This window comes from Ottowia sp., assembly GCF_016703145.1.
GTDB lineage: Bacteria > Pseudomonadota > Gammaproteobacteria > Burkholderiales > Burkholderiaceae_C > Ottowia.
Window position 1 is genome coordinate 1,069,483 of sequence record NZ_JADJCO010000005.1, and the last position, 19,736, is coordinate 1,089,218.

Consider the following 19,736-nt stretch of genomic DNA (forward strand, 5'->3'; position numbering starts at 1 on the left):
GTTGAGCGCCAAGCGCTCGACCTCAGAATGGGAGCTTCATCCCCGGCGGCAGGCCGGGCATGCCGGCGGGCATCAGCTTGCCCATCTTCTCGGCCGACACCTCCTCGGCCTTGCGCACGGCCGCGTTGAAGGCGGCGGCGACCAGGTCTTCCAGCATGTCCTTGTCGTCGGCCAGCAGGCTGGGGTCGATGGTGACGCGCTTGACGTCGTGCTTGCAGGTCATCAGCACCTTGACCAGGCCGGCGCCGGATTCGCCCTCGACTTCGAGCGTGGCCAGTTCGTCCTGCGCCTTCTTCAGGTTGTCCTGCATGGCCTGGGCCTGTTTCATCAGGCCGGCGAGTTGTCCTTTGTTGAACATCGGGTTCCTTCTTTCAAGTCGTCATGGCATCAAAGGGCCTTGATGCTGCCGGGCACGATTCTCGCCCCAAAGTCGCGCATCATCTCCTGCACGAAGGGGTCGGCCATGAGCAGCGCCTCGGCGGCCTTCAGGCGGCCGGCGGCGTGGATGGCGTTGCGGCGCGCGGGGCTGTCGCCGACGGGGCCGGTCTCGACGCGCAGGCGCACGGCATGGCCGGCGTCGGCCAGCGCGGCCTGCAGGCGCTCGCGCGCGGCGGACTGGCCGAGCGATTCTCGCTCGACGCGCAGCGTCCACTCGCCCTCGGCGCGGGCCACCAGTTGCGACTGCAGGGCCAGCTCGCGCACCAGCGCGGCGATGGCCTCGCGCGCGACCAGCTCCTGCACCAGCGCATGCCAGAAATCGCCCTCGGACGTGGCCTGCACGGGGAGCGGCTGGGGTAAGGTGGCTTGGGGCGCGGGCCCGGCGGCGGGGCTTTCGCGCACCTTGACTGCTACTATTTCAGTAGCTTTTGGCGCATACTCGGCGTGGGCTTTAGGCACTTTTTGCACTGAATCGGCGGACGGCGGCCGCTGGCGCACGGGCAGCGGCTGCACCGACGGGTGCGCGCGGGGCGACAGAGCCGCCGGCAGCAGGTCGTCGGGCGCCCATTCATCGGGGGGCGGCTGGTCGGCCGGGTCGGCATCGAGCGGGGCGAATTCGCCTGCGGCCGCGTCGCTGGACGCCGCTTCGACGGCCGCCATCGCCGGAGGCGGCGGTTCAGGCGCTGCGGCTGGGGCCGGGGGTGGATCGATGGACGCGCGCCCAGGCGGCGGCGCGGGGGTGGGCGCCGGGGGCGGCACCTCAGCCGTTTTCAGAGTTTTTTTTTCCGCCGCGCCCGCCTTGAAGGGCAGCAGCCGCAGCAACACCATGGTCAGGCCGGCGTATTCGTCGGGCGCCAGCCCCAACTCGGCGCGGCCGTGGATGCACAGGCTGTAGAGAAGCTGGGTCTCGTCGGGCGGCATCGAGCCGGCCAGGCGCGCGGTTTCCTGCGCGTCGGGATCGGTGTCGTCGATGGCCATGCCGGGCACGGCCTGGCGCACGGCCATGCGCTGCAGCACGCCGGCCATGTCCTCCAGCGTGGCGGCGGCGGACAGGCCGGCGGCGCGCAGCTGCTCGGACTGCTCGACCACCGCCTTGCCGTCGCCGGCCGCCAGGGCGGCGATGAGGCCGAAGACGGCGCCGCGGTCGGCGCTGCCCAGCATCAGGCGCACCGGGGCTTCGTCGATGCGGCCGGAGCCGAAGGCGATGGCCTGGTCGGTCAGGCTGAGCGCGTCGCGCATGGAGCCGCGCGCGGCGCGCGCCAGCAAGCGCAGCGCCTGGGGCTCGGCGGGCACGCTCTCTTGCGCCAGCACGCGCGCCAGGTGCTCCAGCACCGTCTCGGGCGCCATGGGGCGCAGGTTGAACTGCAGGCAGCGGCTCAGCACGGTGACCGGCACTTTCTGCGGATCGGTGGTGGCGAGCACGAACTTGAGGTATTCGGGCGGCTCCTCCAGCGTCTTCAGCATCGCGTTGAAGGCGTGGCCGGTGAGCATGTGCACTTCGTCGATCATGAAGACCTTGAAGCGGCCCTGCACGGGCTTGTAGACGGCCTGCTCCAGCAGGCCCTGCACCTCGTCCACGCCGCGGTTGCTGGCGGCGTCCAGCTCGGTGTAGTCGACGAAGCGGCCGGCGTCTATGTCCCTGCAGGCCGGGCACTGGCCGCAGGGCGTGGCGGTGATGCCGCCCTTCCCGTCGGCGCCGGTGCAGTTGAGCGACTTGGCCAGGATGCGCGAGACCGTGGTCTTGCCCACGCCGCGCGTGCCGGTGAACAGGTAGGCATGGTGCAGGCGCTGCTGCGTGAGCGCGTTGCTCAGGGCCTGCACCACGTGCTCCTGGCCCACCATCTCGGAGAAGTTCCGCGGCCGGTATTTGCGGGCCAGCACCAAATAAGACATGGCGCCAATTTTACGGGGCGAAAAGGACGAGGCCGCGATTAGGGAACCGATTCAGAAACTGATGCGTTATGGCAACGCTGCCTCACACCGCCGGGCAAAGGGGGTATGCTGCAGTGCAATATAAATGTCATCGCCGGTCACGCGGCGCCCCGCGCCAGCCTCCCCCGTCCACACCATGCTGCACCGCATCGAGAGTCCTGATTTCGCCGACCCGGAGACGGCCCTGGCCGACGCCTGTCCACAGGCCGCCGCGCTGGTGCAGTTGCTGTGCGACTGTCGCCACCCCCGCGCCGGACGCCTGATGGCGCGCCTGCGCGACTGCCAGGAATCGCAGCAGATCGACCTGCTGCGCGCCGAGGTCTTCAACCTGCTGGCCCTCAGCTTCGGCCCCACCGAAGCGCAGCGCCGCCTGCAGCCACTACAATAGACCTCGACGGGCCTTCCCGCATGGTGAAGGAGCCAACCGGGTCAGGTGGGGAACCAAGCAGCCCTCACTCTGGAGTCAGTGCCGGGGTCAAGGCTCGTCACCTTTCCGCCCTCCTCTCAAGACGCCTTCCGCTACTATATTTGTAGCTGACAGCGCAATTTGGGCGCGGGCAAACGCCTGTTTTGATCAAAAACGCAGGTGTGCGGGGTGAAAATGCTGGAGACCCGCATCCGCAGCACCGCCGCCCTCAAGGCGGGGCAGGCGCCCCACATCAAATCATCGCGAAGCACCCGCTGTCCTTGAGGACCGTGCCCATCACGGCTGCGCGGCCGGTGCGGCGCCGGGCGCGGCCACGCCGCCGGTGGCCGCATGGTTGCGCGCCTGCATGGCGGGCGCCAGCGCGGCGGCGCCAGGGACGACTTGACTCACCTGCGGGATGGGCCGCGTCGCATCGGTGTACACCGGATCGGGCCAGCGGATGGCCAGGTACAGCGTGACGAAACCGGCCACGACGACGACCGCCGGGCCGCTGACCACCAGCCACATGTGGCCGTACTTCCACCACGGGCCGGAAGAGGATGTCTGGGAGGGGTTCATCGGGCTACCTCGGGACCATGAAGACGGATTTTTCCTTGACCTCGCCCACGTCCGGCGACCGCACGAGGAAGTGGATCTCGTGCGAGCCGGGCCGGGCCGCGTCGTAGGGCAGGCGCAGCCGCACCGGCACCCACAGCGCCTGCGCGCCGTCGATGGTGACGCTGGCGTCCGTCGCCAGCTCCAGCCCCAGCAGGCCCTCGGCGGCCAGTGTGTAGGTGCGCGGCTGCTCGGTGGCGTTCATGATCTGGAGACGGTAGACGTTCTCGATCAGGCCGCCCTCGACGATGCGCGCCAGCGTGGCGCGGTCGCGCACGATGTCTACCTTGAACGGCGTGCGCAGGAACAGGCTGGCGACCAGCGCCAGGGTCACGGCCGCCAGGATGGTCGCGTACACCAGCACGCGCGGGCGCAGCACATGGCGCACGATGCGGCGGCTGTCCCAGCCCTGCTCCAGCGCGTGCTCGGTGGAGTAGCGGATCAGCCCGCGCGGGTAGCCGACCTTGTCCATCACGTCGTTGCAGACGTCGATGCACGCGGCGCAGCTGATGCATTCGTGCTGCAGCCCGTTGCGGATGTCGATCCCGGTCGGGCAGACCTGCACGCACAGCGTGCAGTTGACGCAGTCGCCCAGGCCCAGCGTCTTCGGGTCGGCCTTGCGCGAGCGCGCGCCGCGCGGCTCGCCGCGCCGGGCGTCGTAGGTGACGATGAGCGTGTCCTTGTCGAACATGGCGCTCTGGAAACGCGCGTAGGGGCACATGTACTTGCACACCTGCTCGCGCATGTAGCCGGCGTTGCCGTAGGTGGCGAAGCCGTAGAAGGAGATCCAGAACATCTCCCACGGCCCCAGCGACCAGTGGACGACGTGCGAGGCCAGCTCGCGGATGGGCGTGAAGTAGCCGACGAAGGTGAAGCCCGTCCACAGGCCGACGGCGATCCAGGCCGCCTGCTTGGCACCCTTGCGCAGCAGCTTGTTGGGCGACAGGGCCGCCGCGTCGAGCCGCATGCGCGCGGAGCGGTCGCCCTCGATGCGGCGCTCGATCCACAGGAAGATCTCGGTGTAGACGGTTTGCGGGCAGCTGTAGCCGCACCATTGGCGCCCGGCCACGGTGGTGAACAGGAACAGCAGCAGCGCCGAGATGATAAGGATGGCGGCCAGGTAGATCACGTCCTGCGGATACAGGACCAAGCCGAAGATGTAGAAGCGCCGGGCGTCCAGGTCGAACAGCATGGCTTGGCGCCCACCCCACTGGAGCCAGGGCATGCCGTAGTAGAAGATCTGCGTGGCGAAGACGAAGAACCAGCGCCACTTGGCGAACAGCCCCGTCACGCTGCGGGGATAGACCTTCTTGTGCGCCTCGTACAGCGACACCATCACCTCGTCGCCCGCGTGGTCGGCGACGGCGGGATGCTGGGTGGCGGAGCGCTGGTTCATGGGAGGCAAGGGCTGCGGGGAGTCAGTTCTTGGCTGCGGCGGGCTCGCCGCCGCCCCTGCCCCAGACGTAGGCAGTCAACACCGTCAGTTGCTCGGGCGTGAACTTGCTCTCCCAGGCCGGCATGACGCCGGTCTTGCCGCTATTGATCATGTTGACGATGTGCGACTCCACGCCGGGACCATGGGTGAAGATGCCGCTCGTCAGGTTGGGGGCGCCCAGCGCCGCGTTGCCCTTGCCATCGGCCCCGTGGCAAGCGGCGCACACCATGAATTTCTCGCGGCCCAGGTTGGCGCGGACCGAGTCGTGCGGCGCGCCGGACAGGCTGAGCACGTGGTTGGCCAGGTTGCGCACGTCCTCCGGCGAGCCGACGGCGGCACCCATCGGCGTCATGACGCCGGTGCGGCCCTTGGCGATGGTTTCGCGGATCTGCTCGGGCTGGCCGCCCCAGTTCCACTGGTGGTCGGTCAGGTTGGGGAAGCCCTTGCTGCCGCGCGCGTCGGAGCCGTGGCACTGCGCGCAGTTGTTCATGAACAGCCGGTCGCCGATGGCCATGGCCTGCGCGTCCTTGGCCAGATCCTCGGGGCTCTTGCCGGCGAAGGCGGCGTAGATGGGGGCCACCTGCTCATTGCCGCGCTCGACCTCGCGATCGAATTGGCCGGTCTGCGACCAGTTCAGCGAGCCGGCATACGACCCCAGGCCCGGGTACAGGTACAGGTACGCGACCGCGAACACGCAGGTGATGATGAACAGCCCCACCCACCAGCGCGGCAGCGGGTTGTTCATCTCGCGCAGGTCTTCGTCCCAGACGTGGCCGGTGGTGTTGTCGTGCAGGGTCATGGCCTTGGTCTTGCCGCTGATCCACAGCAGCGCCAGGCAGAACACGATGCCGCCAATGGTGATGGCGGTGATGAACACCGACCAGAAGTTGCTCGTGAAGTCGCTCATTTGTCGTTCCTTGTCGTGCGGCGGTGCCAGGCCGGATCAGTCCTGCTCGAAGGGCAGCCGCGCCGCTTCCTCGAAGCGCGCCCGGTTGCGGTCCGACCAGGCCCAGACCACGATGCCGATGAACGCAATGAGCGCCACCACGGTCACGATGCTGCGCAGAAGATTGATGTCCATGACGATGCGCCTCGCGGCTTACTTGCGGTGAATGCCCAGCACCTGCAGGTAGGCGATGAGGGCTTCCATCTCCGTCTTGCCCTTGACCTCCTCGGGCGCCTTGGCGATTTCCTCGTCGGTGTAGGGCGCGCCCAGGGTGCGCAGGCCGCGCATGTGGGTCTGCACCGTGTCGGCGTCGGCGGCGCTGCGCTCCAGCCAGGGGTAGGCGGGCATGTTGGACTCGGGGACCACGTCGCGCGGGTTGTTGAGGTGCGCTCGGTGCCAGTCGTCGGAGTAGCGCCCGCCCACGCGCGCCAGATCGGGGCCGGTGCGCTTGCTGCCCCACTGGTGGGGCCGGTCGTACACGAACTCGCCCGCCACTGAGTACGGCCCATAGCGCAGGGCCTCGGCGCGGAACGGTCGGATCATCTGCGAATGGCAGTTGTAGCAGCCCTCGCGCACGTAGATGTCGCGCCCGACCACCTGCAGCGCGGTGTAGGGCTTGAGGCCCTCGATCGGCTGCGTGGTGGACTTCTGGAAGAACAGCGGCACGATCTCCACCAGTCCACCGACGGAGACCACCAGCAGGATCAGCACGATCATCAGGAAGTTGCTGGTCTCGATCCGGGCGTGGCCGGTCACCTTTCTTGAGCCATGATGCTTTTGCCCTCTTCTTCTTTGGCTTCAGGCGTGCGCCGCGACGGCGGGAATCTGCACCGGCACCGCCCGCCCGGCCGTGGCCGTCTTGATGGTGTTCCACAGCATGATGACCATGCCGCCCAGGTACAGCAGGCCACCCAGCAGGCGCAGCACGTAGAACGGGTAGGTCGCCTTGACGGACTCGACGAAGGTGTAGGTGAGCGTGCCGTCGGTGTTGACCGCCCGCCACATCAGGCCCTGCATCACGCCGGCGATCCACATCGCGGCGATGTACACCACGATGCCGATGGTGGCGATCCAGAAATGCGCCTCGATGGCCCGGACGCTGTACATCTGCTTGCGGCCGAACAGGCGCGGGATCATGTAGTACATCGAGCCCATGGTGATCAGGCCCACCCAGCCCAGCGCGCCGGAGTGCACGTGGCCCACCGTCCAGTCGGTGTAGTGGCTGAGCGCGTTGACCGTCTTGATCGACATCATCGGCCCCTCGAAGGTGGACATGCCGTAGAACGACAGCGCCACGATCAGGAAGCGCAGGATCGGATCCTCGCGCAGCTTGTGCCACGCGCCCGAGAGGGTCATGATGCCGTTGATCATGCCGCCCCAGCTCGGCGCCAGCAGGATCAGCGAGAACACCATGCCCACCGACTGCACCCAGTCCGGCAGCGCCGTGTAGTGCAGGTGGTGGGGCCCGGCCCACATGTAGGTGAAGATCAGCGCCCAGAAGTGGACGATGGAAAGGCGGTAGCTGTACACCGGCCGCTCGGCCTGCTTGGGGATGAAGTAGTACATCATCCCCAGGAAGCCCGCCGTCAGGAAGAAGCCCACCGCGTTGTGGCCGTACCACCACTGCACCATGGCGTCCTGCACGCCGGCGTAGGCGGAGTACGACTTCATCAAGCCGACCGGCCACGCGGCGCTGTTGACCACGTGCAGCAGCGCGATGGCCAGGATGAACCCGCCATAGAACCAGTTGGCCACGTAGATGTGCCTGACCCGGCGCGTGCCCACGGTGCCGAAGAACACCACGGCGTAGGACACCCAGACCAGGGTGATCAGGATGTCGATCGGCCACTCCAGTTCGGCGTACTCCTTGGCGCTGGTGTAGCCCAGCGGCAACGAGAGGACAGCCGCCACGATGACCAGTTGCCAGCCCCAGAAGGTGAAGGCCGCCAGCTTGTCGGAGAACAGGCGCACCTGGCAGGTGCGCTGCACCACGTAGTAGGAGGTGCCGATCAGCCCGCACCCGCCAAAGGCGAAGATCACCGCGTTGGTGTGCAGCGGCCGCAGGCGGCCGTAGCTGAGCCAGGGGATGCCGAAATTCAGCTCCGGCCAGGCCAGCTGCGCGGCGACGATCACACCCACCAGCATGCCGATCACGCCCCAGACCACCGTCATGATGGCGAACTGCCGGACCACCTTGTCGTTGTAGACCGTCGCTTGTGTATTGGCGAATGTCATTTCAGCCTCTTCCTTTTCATTCCGTTCGCAGTGTCCTGGAACCCGCCATGGTTTTGCTTGATGTAAATCAATCGTGCTCGAGAATCCGCTCGCCCTCTCGGTCCACGTCCTCGAACTGACCCCGGTGGATGGCCCAGCCCAGCGCTCCCAGGATGAAGAACACCAGCACCACCGACAGCGGGATCAGCAGAAAAAGAATGTCCATCACGCCCCCTCCAGGTCCGGCCCGGAGGCCAGGCGCAGCGCGTTGAGCACCACCAGCAGCGAACTCGCCGCCATGCCCAGCCCCGCCGCCCAGGCCGGCATCCAGCCCACCATCGCCAGTGGCACCCCCGCCGCGTTGTAGGCCACGGCCCAGCCCAGGTTCTGCTTGACGATGCGCAGGGTGCGCCGGGCCTGGCGCTGGGTGGAGTCGATCAGCATCAGCCGCTTGCCCAGGACGACGAAATCCGCTTGCGCCCGCGCCAGCGGCACGGCCCGGCCGAAGGCGAACGACACGTGGGCGCCAGCCAGCACCGGGCCGTCGTTCAGGCCATCGCCCACCATGGCCACGCGGGCGCCCTGGCGCTGCGCCTCGCGCGCCAGGCGCAACTTGTCGGCCGGCGTGCAACCACCCAGCACCTCATCAATGCCCGCCAGGTGGCCGACCCGCTCGGTCGCCTGCGGGCGGTCGCCCGACATCAGGCGCACCCGCAGGCCCAGCTCGTGCAGGGCGGCAACGGCCGACGCCGCGTCCGGGCGCAGATCCTCGCGCAGATGGAAGCTCGCCAGCCAGCCGCGCGCGTCGCTCAAATGGCTCGCCGGGCCGGCCGGAGAGCCGGCAGGTACGCCGCAGAAATCCGCCGAGCCCAGCCGCACCTCGCCCCGCGCATCGCCGATCCGGCCCCGCACGCCCTGGCCAGCCACCTCGGCCACCTCTTGCACATCCGCAGCGGCGACCGCCCCCGCATCCCGCGCCGCCGCCAGCAAGGCACGCGAGACCGGGTGCAGGCTGCCCTGCGCCAGCGCCGCCGCCAGGGCCAGCGCCTGCGCGGGCGTCACGCCTGCGCGCACATGGACCTGCTCCAGCACGAAGGCGTCGCGCGTCAGCGTGCCGGTCTTATCGAACACCACCGTGTCCACCTCGGCCAGCGCCTCGATCGCCTGCAGCCGCCGCACCAGCACGCCCCGCCGGGCCAGCGCGCCGGCGCTGGCCAGCATGGCGGCCGGCGTGGCCAGCGACAGGGCGCACGGACAGGTGACCACCAGGATCGCCACCGCGACCATCGGTGCCCGTCCCGGATCGCTGGGCCACCACCAGGCGCAAGCGAGCCCGGCGGCCAGCAGCACGAAGACGAGAAAGGGCGTGGCCAGTCGGTCGGCCCGCTGGGCGATGCGCGGCTTGCTGATCGAGGCCTGCTCCATCAGCGCCACGATCTGCGCATAGCGCGTCTCGGCGCCCACCTGCTCCACGCGCACCTCGACCGGCGCGGTCAGGTTGTGGCTGCCGGCCACCACGCGCTGCCCCTGGCCGCGCGCCAGCGGTGTGGATTCGCCGGTCAGCAGGGCTTCGTCGACCGAGGTGTGGCCGCCGAGCACCACGCCGTCGGCGGGAAAGGCTTCGCCCGGCAGCACGCGCACCACGTCCTCCACGCGCACGCGGCGCGCCGACACGCGCTCCCAGCCGCCAGCCGCGTTGCGGCGCTCCACGCTGTCGGGCAGGCGGTGCATCAGCGCCTCCAGCGCGCCGGCGGTGCGATCGCGCAGGCGCAGCTCCAGCCAGCGGCCGGTGAGCAGGAAGAACACGAACATGGTGAGCGAGTCGAAGTACACCTCGTGCCCGAACACGCCCTCGGGCTCGAAGGTGCCCAGCGTGCTGACGACGAAAGTGATCACCATGCCCAGCGCCACGGGAAGATCCATGCTGACGCGGCGCAGCTTCAGATCCCGCAACGCGCCCCCCAGGAACGGCTGGCACGAGAACAGCACGACCGGCACCGACAGCAGCCACTGCGCCCAGCGCAGCAGGTATACGATGCCGGGCTCGATCTCGCCCGGCGCGGTGAAGTACGTCGGCGCGGCGTACATCATCACCTGCATCATGCACAAGCCCGCCACGCCCAGGCGCCACAGCATGCGGCGCGTCTCGGCCTGGCGGCGCGCGCTGGCCCAGGCGTCGTGCGCGGGCACGGGGCGGTAGCCGGTGCGCATCACGGCCTGCATCCATTCCGACGGCCGGGTCGCCCCCTCCTCCCAGACCACGCGGCCGCGGTGGCTGGCCGCGTTGACTTCCGCCTCGCGCACGCCCGGGGCGCCGCGCAGGGCCTGCTCGATGGTTACGGCGCAGGCCGCGCAATGCATGCCCTCGAAGACGACGCTGGATTCCCAACGCGCGCCTGGCCCGCCGGGGGAAGAAGCTGGCAGCTCGCGGCTGAAGGCGAGCCATTCGTCGCGCTCGTCCAGCAGGGCAAAGCCCGGCGCCGCGCGCGTCGGGCCGTCCGTCCGGGCCGCCGCCAGCGGCATTGGAGGAGTCATGCCCACGCCTTGCATAGGTCGGGCACTTTACGCGCACTTCACACGCCTGGGGGACCCCGGATTTGATCCAGGTCAAGGGTAAGCAGCTTTGTGGGGGATAAGGTAAGGTATCGTTCACTCTCACCGCCGCGTGCGGCGCGGGTGCTCAAGTCAACGACAACTCCCAAGGAGATCCACCATGTACCAACGCATCCTCGTGGCCACCGACGGCTCCGACCTGTCACGCAAGGCCGTGGACAACGCGATCAACCTGGCCGCCACGTGCGGCGCCGAGCTGATCGCCATCAAGGTGGTGCCGCACTATCCGCGCAGCTACTTCGAGGGCTCCGCGCCGCTGTCCGCCGATGAGGTGAGCCGCGTCGAAAAACACTGGGCCGAGGACGGCCAGAGCGTGGTCGAGGCGGTCAAGAGCGCTGGCGCGGCCAAGGGGGTCAAGGTCACGGCCCTCGTGGTCAAGTCGGACCTGGTGTCCGACGCGCTCATCGAAGCGGCCAAGAAACACGGGGCCGACCTGATCGTGATGGCGTCGCACGGCCGCAAGGGCGTCAAGCGCCTGCTGCTGGGCAGCGAGACGCAACAGGTGCTGACGCACTCGGAAACCCCGGTGCTGGTGCTGCGCTGACCCGCCAGCCGCCGGAAACTATCAATTTGATAGCTTCTAACGCAATAAGGGTGCGGACTTCAGGCCGATTTGACCTTAAACCCGCCCCTGGTTCGCCCCCTCAGCGCGGCACGGCGCTGCCGACCGGGTCCTCGGCGGGCCGGGGATTGTGCGCCACCGCGGGCCGCACACTGGCTGGCGCGGGAATGTAGCCGGCCAGCCCTTCGCGCAAACCCATCTCCAGCCGGTCCACGCGCGAGTGCAAATCGCGGTTGTGGTTCTCCACCGTCTGCACGAGGCGGCCGATCTCGGAATCGATCGGGCGCTCGCGCAACCCCATCTCGGCGCGGTCGATGCGCGACAGCGTCTCGCGCGACTGGTTGTTGACGACTTCCGACAGGCGGGCGACTTCCTTGTCCAGGTGCGCGCGCAGGTCCGTGAAGCGCGAGGCCTCGGCCTTGTCGGCCAACTCGCGCTGGGCCGCCAGCTCCTTGGCATGGCGGCGCGTTTCCACCAGCACCGTGCCCTGCGTGAAGGCGATCAGGAGCACGAACATCACCGCCAGCAGCGCCATCAACCCCAGCAGAACCAGGCCGAGCGGCGCGCGCACCTCGGTGAAAATCAGCGACAGATCGGTGGGCCGGTTCATCTCCGTCCAATTGACGCCGACGAAAACGACGATGGCGGCGCAAACCAGCAGCAGAAACAGCGATCGCAAGGACATGGGCAGACTCCTTCGGTTTCCTTGTCAGACTCCAGCCGGCACGCGAGCCAGCCAGTCACGCCTGCGAGTGTAGCCTCGCGCCGCGAGCGGCCCTGTCAGCGAGGGCCGCCTGTTCACGCCCCGGTGAACAAGTCCTTGAAGCGTTCGCGCAGCAGATTCTTCTGCACCTTGCCCATCGTGTTGCGCGGCAGTTCGGTTTCGATGAAGCAGCGCTTGGGGATCTTGAAGTTGGCCAGCTTGGCCTTGAGGTCGGCGATGAGCTGATCGGCCCCCAGCGCCGCGCCCGGCTTGGCGATGACCACCGCCACCCCCACTTCGCCGAAATCGGGGTGCGGCACGCCGATGATGGCGCTCTCGGCCACGCCGGGCATGTCGTTCAGGTAGCCTTCGATCTCGGCCGGATAGACGTTGTAGCCGCCACTGATGATCAGGTCCTTGCTGCGCCCGACGATCGTGACGTAGCCGCGCTCGTCCTGCTTGCCCACGTCGCCGGTCTTGAAGAAGCCGTCCACGGTGAATTCCTCGGCCGTCTTTTCCGGCATCTGCCAGTAGCCGGCGAACACGTTTGGCCCCTGGACCTGGATGCCGCCGATCTCGCCCGCGGGCACGTCCTGGCCGTCGTCGCCCCGCACCCGCAGGCTGACGCCAGGCACCGGAAAGCCCACCGTGCCGCCGCGCCGCTCGCTCTGGTTGCCGTAGCGCGCGTCGGCGCGGTACGGGTTGGACGTGAGCATGATGGTCTCGCTCATGCCGTAACGCTCCAGGATGGTGTGGCCGGTGCGTGACTGCCAGTCGTTGAAGGTCTCGATCAGCAGCGGCGCCGAGCCGCTGATGAACAGGCGCATGCGCGCGGCCTGGGCCTGGGTGAGCGCCGGCTCGGCCAGCATGCGCACGTACAGCGTGGGCACGCCCATGAACACCGTGGCGCGCGGCAAGTCGGCGATGACCCGCTTGGGGTCGAACTTGCCGTGCCACAGCATCTTACTGCCGTTGAGCAGCGCGCCGTGGATGGCCACGAACAGCCCGTGCACGTGGAAGATGGGCAGCGCGTGGATCAGCACGTCGCCAGGTTCCCACCCCCAGTAATCCTTGAGCATCATCGCGTTCGACAGCAGGTTGCCGTGCGTCAGCATCGCGCCCTTGCTGCGGCCGGTGGTGCCGCTGGTGTAGAGGATGGCGGCCAAGTTGCCGGCCTTCCGCTCGGCCGGCACCTGCTGGTCACTGCAATGCGCCGCGCGCTCCAGCAGGCTGCCGCTGCGGTCGTCATCAAGGGTGAACACGTGCCGCGTGCCGGCCTGGAAGGCGATCTGGCTCACCCAGTTGAAGTTCTTGCCGCTGCACACCACCACCGCCGGCGCGGCATTGCCCACGAAATACTCGATCTCGGCGCTCTGGTAGGCGGTGTTGAGCGGCAGGAAGACGAACCCGGCGCGCAGCGTGGCCAGGTACAGGATCACGGCCTCGACCGACTTCTCGACCTGCACCGCCACGCGCGGCGGCACAGCGCCGTCGCGCGGGATGTCGAGCGATTGCAGGAGGTTGGCCATCATGGCCGTGGCGCGGTCGATGTCGCCCCAGGAATAGACCAGGCCGTCGTCGGTTTCGATGGCCGTGCTGTCGAGATCGGAGGGGAAAGCGGCGCGCAGCGCCACGAACAGGTTCTGGTTGGGCATGGTCGGGCTCGATACGGAAAAGCAATGAAAAGCGCGGCAGGACGGCGCGTGCAAGAGCAATCGTAATCAAAATGCGCAGCCATCCGGCCGATGGGAGAGGCGCTGCGTCAGGCGGCACTAGGCGCCACGCTGCGGCCCAGTTCGGCCAGGATGGCATGGCGGTCGGCATCCAGTGCGGGGGGCTGGCGCCGCACCAGCGGCGCGGTGCTGCCGCAGGCCAGCGGATTGCCGGCCACCCGCAGCGGCGCGCCCTGGGGCGAATGCACCTGCGCGACCATGCCGCGGGCCTGAATCTGGGGATGCTCCACGATCTCGGCCACCGAGTGGAATTCCCCCGTCGGAATGCCCTGGCTGCTCAGCAGCTTCATCCAGTGCTGGCGCGGTTGCGTGCGAAGGCGCTCTTCCAGGCAGCGCTTCAACTCCGCCTCGTTCTCCACGCGCTGGGCATTGCTCCGAAAGCGCTCGTCCCGCGGCAGGGCAGGCAGCTCCAGCAGTTCGCACAGGTGCTGGAAGCCGGCGTCGCTGCCCACCGCCACCACGAACCACCCATCCGCGGCGGCATAGACGTCGAACGGCGCCATCGAGGGGTGGCGAGAGCCGATCGGCCCCGGCACGCTGCCCATGGCGCCGAAACGGGCGATGGCGTTTTCCAGCAGTGCCACCTGGCAGTCGAGCATGGACACGTCCACCCGCTCGCCCGCACCGGTGCCGGCCCGGCACAGCAGCGCCGCCTGCGTGCCGATGACGGCGTACAGGCCCGCGCCCAGATCGCCGATCGACACGCCCACGCGGCACGGGCCGGCGCCGGGATGGCCCGTCACGCTCATCATGCCGCTCATGGCCTGCACCACCATGTCGTAGGCCGGGAAACCCCGGTACGGCCCCGTCTGTCCGAAGCCCGAGATCGAGGTCATGATCAGGCGCGGGTACTTCTGCCGCAGTGCATCCCAGCCGTAGCCGAGCTTCTCCATGGTGCCGGGGCGATAGTTCTCGACCAGCACGTCGGCGCGTTCGAGCAAGCGCTCGAACACGTCGCGGTCGGCCGGCGCCTTCAAATCGAGCGCGATCGACTCCTTGTTGCGGTTCACCGACATGAAGTAGGCCGACTGGCCGTCCACGAACGGACCGATGCTGCGCGAGTCGTCGCCGACGCCGGGCTGCTCGACCTTGATCACGCGCGCACCCAGATCGGCCAGCGTCTGCGTGCAGATCGGCCCGGCCAGCACGCGCGTGAGATCAACGACGGTGATGCCCGCCAGCGGCAGCGGCTGGGCGGCGGAATCGCTGGCCGCGCTCATTGCAGGTTCGCCCCGGAACTGCTTGTCAACTCCTTGGAACGCTTGCCTTCCTGCAGCGCCCAGGCACGGAATTCCTCCATTGATGCCGAAGGCAGGGCCTGGTTGCCCTGCTTTTCAAGGCGGGCGCGCACATCGGGATCCTTCAGCGCCTCGACGCTGGCCTGGTACAGGCGTTTGCTCACCTCCGGCGGCAGGCCGGCGGGCCCGAACAGACCGAACCAGAAGGTGAAGTCGAAGTTGTCCACGCCCGACTCCCGCATGCCGGGCACATCAGGAAACAGGGGCGATCGCTGCGCGGTGGTCACCGCGAGCACCCGCAGCTTGCCCGCCTGCGCCATCGGCAGCACCGAGGGCGGCGTGCCGAAGGTCATGTCCACGTCGCCCGCCGCCACGGCCTGGATCGACGGCGCGCCACCCTTGAACGGCACGTGCATCAGCTTGGCATTGACGGCCTGGGAAAACGAAAGCGCTGCGAGGTGCGTGACCACGCCGGCACCCGAAGACGAATAGCTCAGCTTCTCGGGCGCCTTGCGGGCCTCCTGCACCACCGCGCGCACGTCCTGCGCAGGGAAATCCTTCTTCACCGCCAGCAGCATCGGCGCCGACGACCAGCGCGTGATGGGCGTGAAGTTCTTGACGCCGTCGTACCGGGCGCTCTTGTACAAGAGCTGGTCTGAACCATAGATGTTGGCGCTGCCCAGCAGCAGCGTATAGCCATCGGCCGGCGCGCGCGCCACGGCTTCCGAGGCCAGCGTCGTGCCCGCACCGGGTTTGTTGTCCACCACGATCGGCTGGCCCAGCACCTTGCCCATCTTGTCGGTCACGATGCGCGCCACGGCATCGGCGCCGCCACCCGGAGGAAAGCCCACCACCAGGGTGATCGGGCGTTGCGGGTAGGTATCGGCCAGGGCGGCCGCGCTGGCGCAGGCCAGCAGCCAAGGCAGAGCCTTTCGTTTGAACATCCTGTCTCCTTCGTCGATTGTCGTGAAATGAGGCCCGGCACACCGCACGGACCACGAGGGCTTCAGCGCCCCTTGAAACGCGGCGCGCGCTTCTCGCGCCAGGCGGCGCCGCCCTCCAGCAGGTCTTCGGACTGCACCGTGCGGTGCACTTCCGCGGCGATGGCGTCGGCATCGTGCTGGCCGCGTGCGATGAGGTTGAGGTGCTTCTTCATGCCGAAGAGCGGCAGCGGCGCCATGGCTTTCAAGGTGTCCACCAGGGCGCCCGCGGTGCGCTCCAGTTCGGCCGGCTCCGCCAGATGGGTCAGGAAACCACAACGCCACATCTCTTCGGCACGGAGACGCTCGCAGGTCAGGAACAGCCGCTTGGCCGTGTCCAGGCCCAGGCGCGTGACGTAGCGCTCCATTCCGCCCTGGTAGAAGTGCAGGCCAAGGCGGGCCGCCGGCATGAACATCTCGGCGCTGGTGCTACCCACGCGAAAGTCGCAGGCCAACGCCAGATCGGTCGCTCCGCCGTAGACGCCGCCTTGAATCACGGCGATCGAAACCGCCTGCACTGCTCAAAGGCGTCCACCATTTCCCCAAAGCTGCTGCCCTTGGTCTGGCTGCCTTGGACTTCTGATATATCATAACCGCTGCAAAAATACTTGCCCTCGCTGCGCAGGATCAACACGCGAATGTCGTCATGGCGATTCACCTCTTCCAAGTGCTGGATCAGGACCGGCAAATCCTCCGGCGTCAGCTTGTTGGCGGCACCAGGGCGCTGAAGCGTAATGGTGGCGGAGTGCTCTTGAAGGTCGAGGTGAGGCAACATTAGTATCAGAGACTGTATTAGATATATCTAATTCTCAAAGGAATACTCGATTGCAACAATCAGGGTTAACCCGCTCCCCATGGAGCCGGCAGGATGAAATACGGCGGGAACTCGAAACCGCACTGATCAATGGCCAGTTGACTCCCGGCATGGCCATCGACGAACAGGCGTTATGCGCTCGCTTCGGCACCTCGCGCACGCCCGTGCGCGAGGCCTTGCTGCTCCTGGCCGCCAAGGGATTGGTGGATATCGTGCCGCGCACCGGCATCTATGTGCGCCGACTCGGCGTGCGCGAACTGGTCGCCATGATGGAGGGCCTGTCCGAACTCGAGGGCGTGCTGGCACGCCTGGCCGCCAGCAGATGCACCGACGACGCCAGGGCGCGCATGTCGGACGCACTGGCGCAAACCGCCGACTGCGCGCGACAGGACGATCGGCTGGGCTACGCACAGGCGAATGCCGTGCTGCATGAATTGATATATCAAACGAGTGGCAATGACTTCATGGTCGAGCAGACCCGTTTGGCGCGGCTGCGAATCGCCCCCTACCGAGGCCAGCTGTTCGAAAAGCCCGGACGCCTGGCCCGCTCGCATGCCGAGCACGTGGCGGTGATCAGCGCCATATGCGCCGGCCAGCCCGAGACCGCTGCCGAGGCGATGCGTGCCCATATCCTGGCGGGCGGCCAGGCGTTCACCGACGTGGTGCTCAGCGCTTCAGCGCCCGCAGCCGAACCCAAGCCAAGGCGCCGCCAGCGGGCATCAGACATGCGGCTGGCTTGACGATCCCGTGGACCGGCCCCGTCCTGGGTGGCAGAGCGCCGGAACCAGCTCCTTGCCCGCTCCTGACGGCGGTTTTCGCCCATCCAGGGCAAATAAAAAGCCTTGCAACTCATGGAGTTGCAAGGCTTGAATGGATGGCGCGGCTGGCAGGATTCGAACCCACGACCCCTTGGTTCGTAGCCAAGTACTCTATCCAACTGAGCTACAGCCGCGCGAAGCCATAAAGTATACCACGAGAAAATCGTAAATTCATAGCGCCTTCATGTTGGTGGGCTCACCGTGTCGAGGTAACGTTGTCGGCTGGAAGTGACCGACCTCAGGCGCGAGAGGATGACGGATGGTTCAATGAACCAACCTTAGAAACGCCTATCGGGCCGCTGCGGCGTTGGCCGTTCCGGTCGCCGGCATCGGCACCAGGATTTCGGCCTTGTAGCGTGCCTTCAGCAGATCGTAGTAGCTGCGCGCCTCGGCGATGCCCCAGAGTTCTTCGTAGCGCGCCCGGACTTGCGCGGCCTGCTCGGTGGTCTGCTCGGCGGGCGGCAGCACCTTGTCCACGCGTGCCACGGCGTAGCCGTCCGCGCCCAAATCGACACCGACGAACGCAGGCAGCTTGGCCGGGTCGGCGCGCAGCACGGCCTCGACCAGCGACGCGGGCTGATCCTGCGGCGCGTCGCGCGACAAGGTCACGGGGGCGGGCAGGCTGGTGGCGCTGGCCGGCTGGGCCACCCAGGCCTTCAGGCGCGCCTGGCCTTCCTGGCGCGCCATCTCGGCGCCGCGTTCGTTGACGAAAGCCTGGCGCACCTCGTCCTTCACCTCGGCCAACGGGCGCGCGTGCGCCGGGGTGTGCTGCGTCACGCGGCCGGATGCGAGCTGGTTGGGGCCGATCTCGATGGCTTCGGTGTTGCGCTTGTTGTTCAGCGCATCTGCGTTGAACAGCGCGCTGATGAACTTCGGATGGGCCAGCGCACCGGTCGTGCCGGGTGCCGGCGTGCGCGTGACGTAGTCGGCCGTCTGGATGGGGAGCTTGAGCCTGTCGGCCACGGACTTCAAGCTGTCGGACTGCTCGTACACCCCGTTGGTGAAGCTCTCGGCCAGCTCGCTGAACTGCTTTTGCGCCTGCTGGGCGCGGAACTGGTCCTCGAGCTGCGGGCGCAGCTTTTCGAACGGCGGGACGGTGGCCGGTTTGACTTCGGTCAACCGGATGATGTGATAGCCGAATTCGCTTTCGACCAGTTCGCTGATGTCGCCCGCCTTGCCCAGGCCAAACGCCGCCTGCGCGATGATGGGATCAGCGCCCTTGCTGCGCTGGAAGAACCCCAGGTCGCCACCGCTGGGCGCGCTGATGTCATCCTGGGAAGACTTGCGGGCCACGTCGGCGAAGCTGGCCGGCGCGGCGCGCACCTGGGCCAGCAGTTCGGCGGCCGCGGCCTTGGCCTTCTCGCGCTCGGCGGCGGGCACGTCCTTGGGCGCGGGAATCAGGATGTGGCTGGCGCGGCGCTCTTCCGGCGCGCCCAGGGTCGCGGCGTTCTGGTCGTAATAACTGCGCAGCTCCTGCTCGCTCACGTTCACGCCCTTCTTGACGCTGTCAAGGTCGAGCACGAGGTACTCGATGCGGGCGGATTCGGGCGCCTGGTACTGCGCCTGGTGCGCCTTGTAGTAGGCCTCCAGGTCGGCATCGCTGGGGTTCAGTTTGGCGGTGTAGTCCTTGGGCGCGAAGCGCACGACCCGCGCCTCGCGCCGCTCAAGGAAAGCGCCCATCGCCGCATCGACCTGCGCCTGGCTGACGATGGCGGAGTCGACCACGCCGCCCAGCACCTGCCGCTGCGTCAGGTCGGCGCGCACGCGCGCCTCGAAGCCTTCGGGGGTCAGGCCCTGCGTGGCCAGCAACTGGCGGTAGCGGTCCATGTCGAGCCGGCCGTCGGCCCCGCGCAGCGCGGCGATGTTGGGGTCGCGCTGCAGATCGCCGGCCAGGCGTGCGTCGCTCGCCATCAGGTGGGCATCGGCGGCCGCGGCGGCCAACACGTGGTCACGCAGCAGGCGCTCCAGCGTGGCGTACTTCATCCTTGGCGAGTCGAGCAGACCCAGGTCGAGCGCGGGATTGGTGGCGCGCAGGCGATCGATTTCCATGCGATGGGCGTTGTCCCATTCGGTCTGCGTGATGGGCTTGCCGTTCACGCGCGCCACCTTGCTGGCCCCTTCGTTGAACTGGCTGTAGCCCTCGATGCCGAGAAGCATGAACGAGGGGATGACCAGCAGAAACAGCACCACCATCAGGATCTTGGTGTGCTTGCGGACAATGTCGAACATGCCTGGGACTCTTCGTAGGGGAACGGGTGGAAATGAAAAAGGCGAACCGGGGTTCGCCTT

At 67.8% G+C, this 19,736-nt stretch carries 18 protein-coding genes, 1 tRNA gene, 1 other RNA gene and 1 pseudogene; 4 read left to right on the plus strand and 17 right to left on the minus strand.

All coding sequences use genetic code 11. The annotated features are described in order from the left end of the window. Positions 1 to 22: 22 nt before the first annotated feature. Positions 23 to 358 (minus strand): YbaB/EbfC family nucleoid-associated protein, encoded by a 336-nt coding sequence (locus tag IPG65_RS18055; protein ID WP_293192489.1) that lies wholly within the window; start codon positions 356 to 358, stop codon positions 23 to 25. Positions 359 to 387: 29 nt separating this feature from the next. Continuing rightward, positions 388 to 2,331 (minus strand): DNA polymerase III subunit gamma/tau, encoded by a 1,944-nt coding sequence (dnaX, locus tag IPG65_RS18060; RefSeq protein ID WP_293192492.1) that lies wholly within the window; start codon positions 2,329 to 2,331, stop codon positions 388 to 390. A gap of 175 nt (positions 2,332 to 2,506) precedes the next feature. Here dnaX and IPG65_RS18065 point away from each other — a divergent pair, with 175 nt between their 5' ends. Beyond that, a complete protein-coding gene (locus IPG65_RS18065) occupies positions 2,507 to 2,758 on the plus strand; it encodes a hypothetical protein (RefSeq protein WP_293192494.1) in 252 nt (83 codons plus the stop codon). 5 nt (positions 2,759 to 2,763) lie between these two features. Beyond that, positions 2,764 to 2,860, plus strand: an RNA gene (ffs, locus tag IPG65_RS18070) — signal recognition particle sRNA small type. Between the two features lie 213 nt (positions 2,861 to 3,073). Here the strand turns inward: ffs and IPG65_RS18075 are convergent. The 8 genes from IPG65_RS18075 to IPG65_RS18110 all read right to left on the minus strand — a co-directional run bounded on the left by IPG65_RS18075 (position 3,074) and on the right by IPG65_RS18110 (position 10,509). Beyond that, positions 3,074 to 3,355 (minus strand): nitrogen fixation protein FixH, encoded by a 282-nt coding sequence (locus IPG65_RS18075; protein ID WP_293192496.1) that lies wholly within the window; start codon positions 3,353 to 3,355, stop codon positions 3,074 to 3,076. A 4-nt stretch (positions 3,356 to 3,359) separates the two neighbouring features. Then, a complete protein-coding gene (gene ccoG / locus IPG65_RS18080) occupies positions 3,360 to 4,787 on the minus strand; it encodes a cytochrome c oxidase accessory protein CcoG (protein WP_293192498.1) in 1,428 nt (475 codons plus the stop codon). Positions 4,788 to 4,809: 22 nt separating this feature from the next. Further along, positions 4,810 to 5,733: a cytochrome-c oxidase, cbb3-type subunit III gene (gene ccoP, locus IPG65_RS18085; protein ID WP_293192500.1), complete on the minus strand. Its 924-nt coding sequence runs from the start codon at positions 5,731 to 5,733 to the stop codon at positions 4,810 to 4,812. 36 nt (positions 5,734 to 5,769) lie between these two features. Further along, entirely contained in the window at positions 5,770 to 5,907 is a 138-nt protein-coding gene (locus tag IPG65_RS18090) for a cbb3-type cytochrome c oxidase subunit 3 (protein WP_293192502.1), read from the minus strand. An 18-nt stretch (positions 5,908 to 5,925) separates the two neighbouring features. Then, the gene (ccoO, locus tag IPG65_RS18095) at positions 5,926 to 6,528 is read right to left on the minus strand and encodes a cytochrome-c oxidase, cbb3-type subunit II (protein WP_293192503.1); all 603 of its coding nucleotides are present in this window, start codon (positions 6,526 to 6,528) and stop codon (positions 5,926 to 5,928) included. Between the two features lie 42 nt (positions 6,529 to 6,570). Then, positions 6,571 to 8,007 (minus strand): cytochrome-c oxidase, cbb3-type subunit I, encoded by a 1,437-nt coding sequence (gene ccoN, locus IPG65_RS18100; protein WP_293192505.1) that lies wholly within the window; start codon positions 8,005 to 8,007, stop codon positions 6,571 to 6,573. A 67-nt stretch (positions 8,008 to 8,074) separates the two neighbouring features. Next, the gene (gene ccoS, locus IPG65_RS18105; protein WP_293192507.1) at positions 8,075 to 8,212 is read right to left on the minus strand and encodes a cbb3-type cytochrome oxidase assembly protein CcoS; all 138 of its coding nucleotides are present in this window, start codon (positions 8,210 to 8,212) and stop codon (positions 8,075 to 8,077) included. Next, a complete protein-coding gene (locus IPG65_RS18110; RefSeq protein ID WP_293193064.1) occupies positions 8,212 to 10,509 on the minus strand; it encodes a cation-translocating P-type ATPase in 2,298 nt (765 codons plus the stop codon). The genes ccoS and IPG65_RS18110 overlap by 1 nt, the downstream gene beginning before the upstream one ends. Positions 10,510 to 10,699: 190 nt before the next feature. Here IPG65_RS18110 and IPG65_RS18115 point away from each other — a divergent pair, with 190 nt between their 5' ends. Beyond that, on the plus strand, positions 10,700 to 11,143 hold the full coding sequence (locus IPG65_RS18115) for a universal stress protein (protein ID WP_293192509.1): 444 nt from the start codon (positions 10,700 to 10,702) through the stop codon (positions 11,141 to 11,143). Positions 11,144 to 11,243: 100 nt separating this feature from the next. On the opposite strand, the gene IPG65_RS18120 is transcribed toward IPG65_RS18115, so the two are convergent. The 5 genes and pseudogenes from IPG65_RS18120 to IPG65_RS18140 all read right to left on the minus strand — a co-directional run bounded on the left by IPG65_RS18120 (position 11,244) and on the right by IPG65_RS18140 (position 16,590). Next, positions 11,244 to 11,846, minus strand: coding sequence for a LapA family protein (locus tag IPG65_RS18120; RefSeq protein ID WP_293192511.1), 603 nt, complete (start codon positions 11,844 to 11,846; stop codon positions 11,244 to 11,246). A gap of 113 nt (positions 11,847 to 11,959) precedes the next feature. After that, positions 11,960 to 13,519: a malonyl-CoA synthase gene (locus tag IPG65_RS18125; protein ID WP_293192513.1), complete on the minus strand. Its 1,560-nt coding sequence runs from the start codon at positions 13,517 to 13,519 to the stop codon at positions 11,960 to 11,962. 107 nt (positions 13,520 to 13,626) lie between these two features. After that, on the minus strand, positions 13,627 to 14,817 hold the full coding sequence (locus tag IPG65_RS18130) for a CoA transferase (protein WP_293192515.1): 1,191 nt from the start codon (positions 14,815 to 14,817) through the stop codon (positions 13,627 to 13,629). Further along, on the minus strand, positions 14,814 to 15,779 hold the full coding sequence (locus IPG65_RS18135; RefSeq protein ID WP_293192517.1) for a tripartite tricarboxylate transporter substrate binding protein: 966 nt from the start codon (positions 15,777 to 15,779) through the stop codon (positions 14,814 to 14,816). The genes IPG65_RS18130 and IPG65_RS18135 overlap by 4 nt, the downstream gene beginning before the upstream one ends. Before the next feature lie 62 nt (positions 15,780 to 15,841). Next, positions 15,842 to 16,590: pseudogene (locus tag IPG65_RS18140) on the minus strand (enoyl-CoA hydratase/isomerase family protein). 50 nt (positions 16,591 to 16,640) lie between these two features. Between IPG65_RS18140 and IPG65_RS18145 the strand changes: the two are divergent. Beyond that, a complete protein-coding gene (locus IPG65_RS18145) occupies positions 16,641 to 17,369 on the plus strand; it encodes a GntR family transcriptional regulator (protein WP_293192519.1) in 729 nt (242 codons plus the stop codon). Between the two features lie 135 nt (positions 17,370 to 17,504). Here IPG65_RS18145 and IPG65_RS18150 read toward each other — a convergent pair. Further along, positions 17,505 to 17,581, minus strand: a tRNA-Arg gene (locus IPG65_RS18150). Between the two features lie 154 nt (positions 17,582 to 17,735). Beyond that, on the minus strand, positions 17,736 to 19,676 hold the full coding sequence (locus IPG65_RS18155) for a SurA N-terminal domain-containing protein (protein ID WP_293192521.1): 1,941 nt from the start codon (positions 19,674 to 19,676) through the stop codon (positions 17,736 to 17,738). Positions 19,677 to 19,736 lie beyond the last annotated feature (60 nt).

Coding starts and splice junctions, on each gene's coding strand:
- IPG65_RS18125 (WP_293192513.1), bottom strand. CDS start 13,519: ATGCCCAACCAGAACCTGTTCGTGGCGCTGCGCGCCGCTTTCCCCTCC.
- ccoS (WP_293192507.1), bottom strand. CDS start 8,212: ATGGACATTCTTTTTCTGCTGATCCCGCTGTCGGTGGTGCTGGTGTTC.
- ccoG (WP_293192498.1), bottom strand. CDS start 4,787: ATGAACCAGCGCTCCGCCACCCAGCATCCCGCCGTCGCCGACCACGCG.
- IPG65_RS18130 (WP_293192515.1), bottom strand. CDS start 14,817: ATGAGCGCGGCCAGCGATTCCGCCGCCCAGCCGCTGCCGCTGGCGGGC.
- IPG65_RS18090 (WP_293192502.1), bottom strand. CDS start 5,907: ATGGACATCAATCTTCTGCGCAGCATCGTGACCGTGGTGGCGCTCATT.
- IPG65_RS18135 (WP_293192517.1), bottom strand. CDS start 15,779: ATGTTCAAACGAAAGGCTCTGCCTTGGCTGCTGGCCTGCGCCAGCGCG.
- ccoN (WP_293192505.1), bottom strand. CDS start 8,007: ATGACATTCGCCAATACACAAGCGACGGTCTACAACGACAAGGTGGTC.
- ccoP (WP_293192500.1), bottom strand. CDS start 5,733: ATGAGCGACTTCACGAGCAACTTCTGGTCGGTGTTCATCACCGCCATC.
- IPG65_RS18115 (WP_293192509.1), top strand. CDS start 10,700: ATGTACCAACGCATCCTCGTGGCCACCGACGGCTCCGACCTGTCACGC.
- IPG65_RS18055 (WP_293192489.1), bottom strand. CDS start 358: ATGTTCAACAAAGGACAACTCGCCGGCCTGATGAAACAGGCCCAGGCC.
- IPG65_RS18110 (WP_293193064.1), bottom strand. CDS start 10,509: ATGCCGCTGGCGGCGGCCCGGACGGACGGCCCGACGCGCGCGGCGCCG.
- IPG65_RS18120 (WP_293192511.1), bottom strand. CDS start 11,846: ATGTCCTTGCGATCGCTGTTTCTGCTGCTGGTTTGCGCCGCCATCGTC.
- IPG65_RS18155 (WP_293192521.1), bottom strand. CDS start 19,676: ATGTTCGACATTGTCCGCAAGCACACCAAGATCCTGATGGTGGTGCTG.
- IPG65_RS18075 (WP_293192496.1), bottom strand. CDS start 3,355: ATGAACCCCTCCCAGACATCCTCTTCCGGCCCGTGGTGGAAGTACGGC.
- IPG65_RS18065 (WP_293192494.1), top strand. CDS start 2,507: ATGCTGCACCGCATCGAGAGTCCTGATTTCGCCGACCCGGAGACGGCC.
- dnaX (WP_293192492.1), bottom strand. CDS start 2,331: ATGTCTTATTTGGTGCTGGCCCGCAAATACCGGCCGCGGAACTTCTCC.